This window comes from Yinghuangia soli (assembly GCF_021502675.1).
Classification (GTDB): Bacteria; Actinomycetota; Actinomycetes; order Streptomycetales; family Streptomycetaceae; genus Yinghuangia; species Yinghuangia soli.
Genome location: NZ_JAKFHA010000023.1, coordinates 129,068 through 135,067, shown reverse-complemented (window position 1 = coordinate 135,067; position 6,000 = coordinate 129,068). Strand labels below are relative to the sequence as shown.

Annotated in this window: 7 protein-coding genes and 1 pseudogene; 3 read left to right on the top strand and 5 right to left on the bottom strand. The window is 70.5% G+C overall.

Going from position 1 to position 6,000, the window contains the following annotated elements; all coding sequences use genetic code 11:
- A partial coding sequence (locus tag LZ495_RS30045; RefSeq protein WP_235056078.1) for a thioredoxin domain-containing protein occupies positions 1-485 on the bottom strand: 485 nt, incomplete at its 3' end.
- A gap of 452 nt (positions 486-937) precedes the next feature.
- Between LZ495_RS30045 and LZ495_RS30040 the strand changes: the two genes are divergently transcribed.
- Positions 938-1,561 carry a TetR/AcrR family transcriptional regulator gene (locus tag LZ495_RS30040; RefSeq protein ID WP_235052878.1) on the top strand — a complete coding sequence of 208 codons (624 nt, stop codon included), beginning with the start codon at positions 938-940 and terminating at the stop codon, positions 1,559-1,561.
- A gap of 69 nt (positions 1,562-1,630) precedes the next feature.
- On the opposite strand, the gene LZ495_RS30035 is transcribed toward LZ495_RS30040, so the two are convergent.
- Both LZ495_RS30035 and LZ495_RS30030 read right to left on the bottom strand, forming a co-directional pair.
- Complete coding sequence (locus LZ495_RS30035; protein ID WP_235052848.1) at positions 1,631-1,963, bottom strand: DUF3817 domain-containing protein; 333 nt, start codon at positions 1,961-1,963, stop codon at positions 1,631-1,633.
- 71 nt (positions 1,964-2,034) lie between these two features.
- Complete coding sequence (locus LZ495_RS30030) at positions 2,035-2,370, bottom strand: DUF3817 domain-containing protein (RefSeq protein ID WP_235052849.1); 336 nt, start codon at positions 2,368-2,370, stop codon at positions 2,035-2,037.
- Between the two features lie 69 nt (positions 2,371-2,439).
- Here LZ495_RS30030 and LZ495_RS30025 point away from each other — a divergent pair.
- A pseudogene (locus LZ495_RS30025) lies at positions 2,440-3,438 on the top strand (transposase); the annotation flags it as partial.
- A gap of 359 nt (positions 3,439-3,797) precedes the next feature.
- Here the strand turns inward: LZ495_RS30025 and LZ495_RS30015 are convergent.
- Positions 3,798-4,394, bottom strand: coding sequence for a MarR family winged helix-turn-helix transcriptional regulator (locus LZ495_RS30015; protein ID WP_235052850.1), 597 nt, complete (start codon positions 4,392-4,394; stop codon positions 3,798-3,800).
- A gap of 135 nt (positions 4,395-4,529) precedes the next feature.
- Here LZ495_RS30015 and LZ495_RS30010 point away from each other — a divergent pair, with 135 nt between their 5' ends.
- Positions 4,530-5,060: a MarR family winged helix-turn-helix transcriptional regulator gene (locus LZ495_RS30010; protein ID WP_235052851.1), complete on the top strand. Its 531-nt coding sequence runs from the start codon at positions 4,530-4,532 to the stop codon at positions 5,058-5,060.
- Positions 5,061-5,080: 20 nt separating this feature from the next.
- Here LZ495_RS30010 and LZ495_RS30005 read toward each other — a convergent pair whose 3' ends face one another.
- Entirely contained in the window at positions 5,081-5,908 is an 828-nt protein-coding gene (locus LZ495_RS30005; RefSeq protein WP_235052852.1) for an oxidoreductase, read from the bottom strand.
- Positions 5,909-6,000 lie beyond the last annotated feature (92 nt).

The following is a 6,000-nucleotide window of genomic DNA, read 5'->3' as shown; positions in this document are numbered from 1 at the left end:
GCCACCAGCTGGTCGAGGATCTGCCGCAGCTGCTCTTCCTGCGGCGCCGCCCGGTCGAACATCGGGGCCAGCTGCCCCGCGATGACCGCGACCGCCGCGGGCAGGCCCTGGATCTGCGCCTGCATGACCAGCTCCTGGGCCAGTCCGGGCGAGGCGTCGATGTCGAGGCGGGCGAGCACGAACCGGCCCGCGAACTCCTCCGCCAGCCGCTCGAACACCGCACCCAGCTCGATGCTGTGCGCGGAGCGCTGCGAGGAGAACTCCAGCACCACCGGAGCCTGCTGGGAGAGCGCGAGGACCGAGTCGAAGTTCTCCTCGGTCAGCTCGACGAAGAACCCGCCGCCCGCGCCACCGCCGGGCGTTCCGTCCGGACCGGCCTGCGGGGCGCTCGCCGCCCGGGCGGCACGCTGCGCTGCGGCCTCCGAGGCCGCCTTGACCGCGCCGAGGTCGACGACCCCGCGCATCGACATGTTTCGTGGCTGCATGCGCCTATCTTCCCCCGTAGCGCGCCTGCGCGGTGCACGGGTCGTCCCGTTCACCCCGCAGGCGGGCCCGCCCGGGCGACCGCACCGTCCGCCCCGCAGGATTGCGGGGCCGCGGCAGGCGCACGCAGGCCAGGTTGCACCGAATGTCCAGCGCTCGAATCCCCATCCAGGCACCGTGATTCGCTACGCCTCGTAGCGTAACGGGACGACGGGCTCCGCACGCAAGAGGGGCGCCCCGGAATTCACCGGGAAGTCACCTGTGACTTGACTCACCACGGCGTCTCATCAGGCCGCGGGGCATCCTGTCCGAAAAGATGTGATGACGGTCACCGCCGCTGACGTTACGAGCCAGTAACCTGACCCGCCGTACGCGGAACTCCCGCACCCGTCCACCTGATCCGAGCCGCCCGCCCCCCGGGCGAACCCGCTCCCGCACCCCTGGCGAGGTCCCGCTGAGCGACAACGGAACCGCCGCGGCGTCCCGCAAAGGCCGGCCCCGCAGCTCGACGGCCGACGACGCGATCCTGTCCGCCACCCGCGCACTGCTCGCGGAACGCGGCTGGGCGACCCTGACCGTCGGCGACGTCGCGGTACGCGCCGGCGTCGCCAAGACCACCCTCTACCGGCGCTGGGCCTCCAAGCACGAACTCGTGATGGCCGCGGTCGCCGACATGCTGGGCACCCTCGAACTGCCCGAGGACGGCGACCTGGCCTCCGATCTCGACTCGGTGGTCCGGCAGTTCGCCGACCTGCTGGCCCGCCCCGAGATGTCCAGCGCACTGATGGGCCTGATCGCCGACTCGACCCGGGACCCGGAACTGCGCCGCCGCGTCCGCGAGGCGATCGTCGAACCGCAGAAGCGCCTGGTCGTCGAAGGCCGCGCCCGGGCCCGGGAACGCGGCGAGACGGCGGCCGCCGACGCGATCGACGTCGACCTCGTCTTCGACGTGATCGCCGGAACGGTCGTGCACCACATGCTGGTCAGCGCGGAACCCGCCGCGGACGAATGGGTGGGCCGCTTCGTCGCCTTCGTGGCCTCCGGCCTCATCGGCCTGGGCAGCGAAGAGATCGCCTGAGCAGTCCCGGAAACGGCGACGGGGGGGGGGGGCGGGAGCCGCCGCCCCGTCGATGCCCGTACGCGCAGGTCAGGCCGCGGACGCCGCCGCGGTCTCGGCCTGCTCGGCCGCGTCCAACTCGTCCTTGATCTTGGCCTTGAAGAAGAAGGTGCCGGCCGGCGGGATCGCCCACAGCAGCGCGACCGCCGTCTTCTTGCCGTCCCAGCCCAGCTTCGTGCGCATGTCGAGCGCCAGCAGGATGTACGCGACGAACAGGACACCGTGGATCATGCCCAGCGGCATCATCAGGAAGTCGATGTCGGAGATACGGCTCAGCAGCGACCCGAAGATCAGCAGCGCCGGGAAGGACAGGCCCTCGAGGATCGCGACCAGGCGGAATCGGGACACGGAGTTGGACAGCATCGGTTCACCTTCGGGTACATCGGTGCAGCAGACGGGTTGGGGGCGCGCGGCGGGCGCGGCGGCGGCTGCGGTCAGGCGCCGGCGGTCTGCGCCGGCTCCGCGATACGCCCGCTCTCCAGAACGGCCTGCGCGACCCTCCGCTCCGCAACGAACGATGCGAACGGGATGGTTCCGGCAAGCATGATCAGCAGGATGCGCTCGATCCGCCACTTCATCTTCCAGGCCAGGTCGAACGACACGGCCAGGTAGATCATGTACAGCACGCCGTGCACCTGGCTTACGTAGAACGTGACGTCCGCACCCTTGTCGAAGCCGTACTTGAACACCATGCACAGGCACAGCAGGAGCAGCCAGACACCGGTGATGTACGCCATCACACGGAAACGGGTCAGGACAGCAGGCTTCACGGCGACACACCTTCATTCGCTTCGCCGGCCACGCACAAGGCCGGCGTCCGCAGCTTTCACGATCGCGCAATGAGACTACGCGCCGCCCACCCGCACTTCCGAATCGCCCCCTGCCTACCACCCGAATCGTCGAAATGGCACTCTGCGAACACGCTTCGACACCTAGAGTGGCGCCTTGTGAAGATCACCGTGCAGGTGAAGCTCATGCCGACGCCGAGCCAGGCCCTGGCACTGCAGGCGACCCTTCACGCATGCAACGCGGCAGCACAGCACGTCTCGACGGTCGCCGCGCAGCGCCAAGTCTTCACGCGCAACGACCTCCAGCGGCTCGTCTATGAGGAAACCAAGGCCGCGTTCGGCTTGTCCGCACAGCCGACGGTTCGCGTGATCAAGAAGGTGGTCGACGCGTATTCCACCCGTCAGCGCGGAGCTTCCAAGGCGGCCGACACGCCAATCCGCTTTCGACCGGACGGCGCGCAGCCCTTCGACGACCGCTGTCTGTCCTGGCAGTACGACGCGCAGACAGTGTCGATCTGGACCTCGGCCGGACGCCTGCGCGGCATCCCGTACGTCGGCGAAAATCGTCAACTGGCCTTGCTCGCCGCCACCCGCAAAGGCGAGACCGACCTGGTGGTCCGCAAGGGCACCTGGTTTCTGCTCGCGACGTGCGAGGTCGCCGAGGCGCCCCTGAACGACGCGCCGACGGACTGGATCGGCGTCGACCGGGGCATCGCCAACCTGGCCACCACCAGCGACGGGACGAACTATTCGGGGCGTGGTCTCGACCGTTATCGGCGCTGGCAGTTGCGCAAGAGAGCCGAGCTCCAGGCCAAAAGGTCCAGGTCCGCGAAGCGGCGCCTGGCGCGGCGCGGACGCCGTGAGCAACGGCACAACAAGCACGTGAACCACCGCATCGCCAAGGACATCGTGGCGGAGGCGCAACGCACCGGTCGGGGAATCGCCCTGGAGGCTCTGGGCGGAATCCGCGACCGGGGACGGCTGCAAGCGCCCCAGCGCGCCATGATCGGCTCCTGGCCGTTCCATCAATTGGCCGGATACATCGCCTACAAGGCGAAGCGGGCAGGCGTGCCCTGCTTCGAAGTCGATGCCGCCTACACCTCGCGCAGCGGTGTCCCCGATGCCGTCACACCGCGCGGCACAACCGGCCCTCTCGGGACCGATTCCTCTGTCGTCGGTGCGGTCTCGCTGGACCTGCCGACGTCGTCGCCGGGGTCAACGTGCGCGACCGCGCACGCTCGGCGTGGGTGCTTGCCGACGCGCCCGTACCGGACCGGCACCCGCTGCCGATCCGCTAGATGCGCCCCGTCGCCGCCCCTTGGTCCGGGGCAGCCGGGAGCGCGACCCGCAGGCTGCGCAGCAGGTCGGACCCGCTGCGCGCCGGGGGAGCCGGCGAGCGCGCAAGCACGCTATGCCGACGGCGCGATGGGGCTCGGTGCCGTGTCCTGCCCCTGCTCCGATTCCGGCCCCGGCCCCGGCTCCGGCTCCGGCTCCGGGTCCGGTTCGGTGAAGTCGCCGGCGTCGGTGCGGAGGGGGAGGAGGATGCGGAAGATGTCGGCGCACTGGTCGGCGTCGTAGACGCCGAGGCCGAAGTCGCGGGCGACGAGGTCGGCGGTGGCGCGTTCGACGACGTCGCGGCCCTTGTCGGTGATGGTGGCCAGGGTGCCGCGGCCGTCGCGGGGGTTCGGGCGGCGGGCCACCAGTTCGGCCTTCTCCAGGCGGTCGATGGTGTTGGTCACGCTGGTCGGGTGCACCATGAGCCGCTCGCCGATCTTGGACAGCGGCAGTGCTCCGGTGCGGCTGAAGGTCAGCAGGACCAAGGCCTCGTAGCGGGCGAAGGTCAGCCCGTACGGCTTGAGCACCGCGTCGGCCTCGGCGAGCAGGATCTGCTGGGCGCGCATGATCGAGGTGATCGCGGCCATCGGCGGGCAGGGGCCCCAGCGCTCCTCCCACGACTGGGCGGCGCGGGCGATGGGGTCGAAGGGGAGGTTCAGCGGCTTGGGCACGGCGGCAGCGTAGCCGCCTTGGCTACCGGCAAGTACGGTGCGACCACGTGCTGAACACCGGGCCTGCGCGCATAGCTGCTATGACATGCCGACGATATTTATTGAATGTTCAACAGAACCGGGTACCATGGTCACATGACCGAACAGGAACCTCGCTGGCTGAGCGAAGACGAACAGCAGATGTGGCGGGCGTCCCTGGGCGTGCTCAATCTGCTCCCGCTGTTCCTGGAGCGCGAGCTCCAGCAGCTGCACGGGTTGTCCCTGCACGACTACGAGATTCTCGTACGCCTGTCCGAGGCGCCCGACCGCCGGCTGCGGCTGACCGAGCTCGCCGGGCTGAGCAACCAGTCCAAGAGCCGCCTGTCGCACCAGATGACCCGCATGGAGAACGCGGGCCTCGTGGTGCGCGAGAGCTGCGCGGCGGACCGGCGCGGCCAGTGGGCCGTGCTGACCGACGCCGGCTGGGAGCGCCTGGTCAAGGCCGCCCCGGACCATGTGGACGGCGTGCGGCGGCACTACGTGGACCTGCTCACCGAGGAGCAGAAGGTCGTGCTGCGGGAGGCCTTCACCGTGGTGATGCAGCACCTGCACAACGCGGACGGCGGCCAGACCTGCCCGTCGGTCGCCGGCAAGCCCACCGCGAAGGCGGCCGGACAGGCGGTCTGACCGCTTGGACCGACGGCGGCTCAGATGCCCGTGGACAGGGCGACGTGCCGCCAGGCGTCGAGTTCGCGCCGCACCAGGTCCAGCTTCGCCTCGACGCGCTCGACCGCGTCCGCCCCGAGCTGGAGGCGCAGCGGCGGGTCGTCGGCCTCGGTGAGGTCGACGATGGCCTCGGCCGCCTTCGCCGGGTCGCCCGGCTGGCGGCCGTCGAATCCGGCCAGCGCCTCGCGTACCGGTCCCGCTCCCGCTGCGTAGTCCGGGATCGAGGCCGGTTCGACGCGGATGCTCGCGCCGCCGAGGAAGCCGGTACGGAAGCCGCCCGGCTCGACGACCGTGACGCGTACGCCCAGCGGCGCCAGTTCGCCGTGCAGCGCCTCGGTGATGCCTTCGAGTGCGAACTTGGACGCGCCGTACAGGCCCGCGGCCGGCGCGGTGGCGAAGCCGCCGACCGAGCCGATGTTCACGACGTGCCCGGATCGCCGGGCGCGCAGCACCGGCAGCGTGGCCCGCAGGGTGTGCAGCACCCCGAACACGTTGACGTCGAACAGTTCGCGGGCTGCCGCGTCGGACGTCTCCTCGATGGCCCCGACGAGTCCGTACCCGGCGTTGCAGACCACGACGTCGATCCGGCCGAACGCGGCCAGCCCCTCGGTCACCGCGGCCTCCAGCCGCTTCGGCTCGGTCACGTCCGCGGTGACGGCCAGCAGCCCGTCCGGCTTTTCCGGGTACGCGTCGAGCACCGCGGCGGCATCGCGCGCGGTCGCGATCACCCGGTTTCCGCGGGCGAGCGCCGCCCGCGTGATCTCCGCGCCGAGCCCGCGCGATGCACCGGTGACGAACCAGACGTTCATGGATTCCCTCTCCCTGCCACGGCGGATGCCAAGGGCCGGACGGCCCGGGAGACGAGGCTAGAAACTAGAGTCGGCTCTAGATCAAGAGGCCG

Bases quoted from the DNA above. Each gene is read 5' to 3' on its own strand.
- LZ495_RS30035 (WP_235052848.1), bottom strand. From the start codon at position 1,963: ATGCTGTCCAACTCCGTGTCCCGATTCCGCCTGGTCGCGATCCTCGAG.
- LZ495_RS30010 (WP_235052851.1), top strand. From the start codon at position 4,530: ATGACCGAACAGGAACCTCGCTGGCTGAGCGAAGACGAACAGCAGATG.
- LZ495_RS30005 (WP_235052852.1), bottom strand. From the start codon at position 5,908: ATGAACGTCTGGTTCGTCACCGGTGCATCGCGCGGGCTCGGCGCGGAG.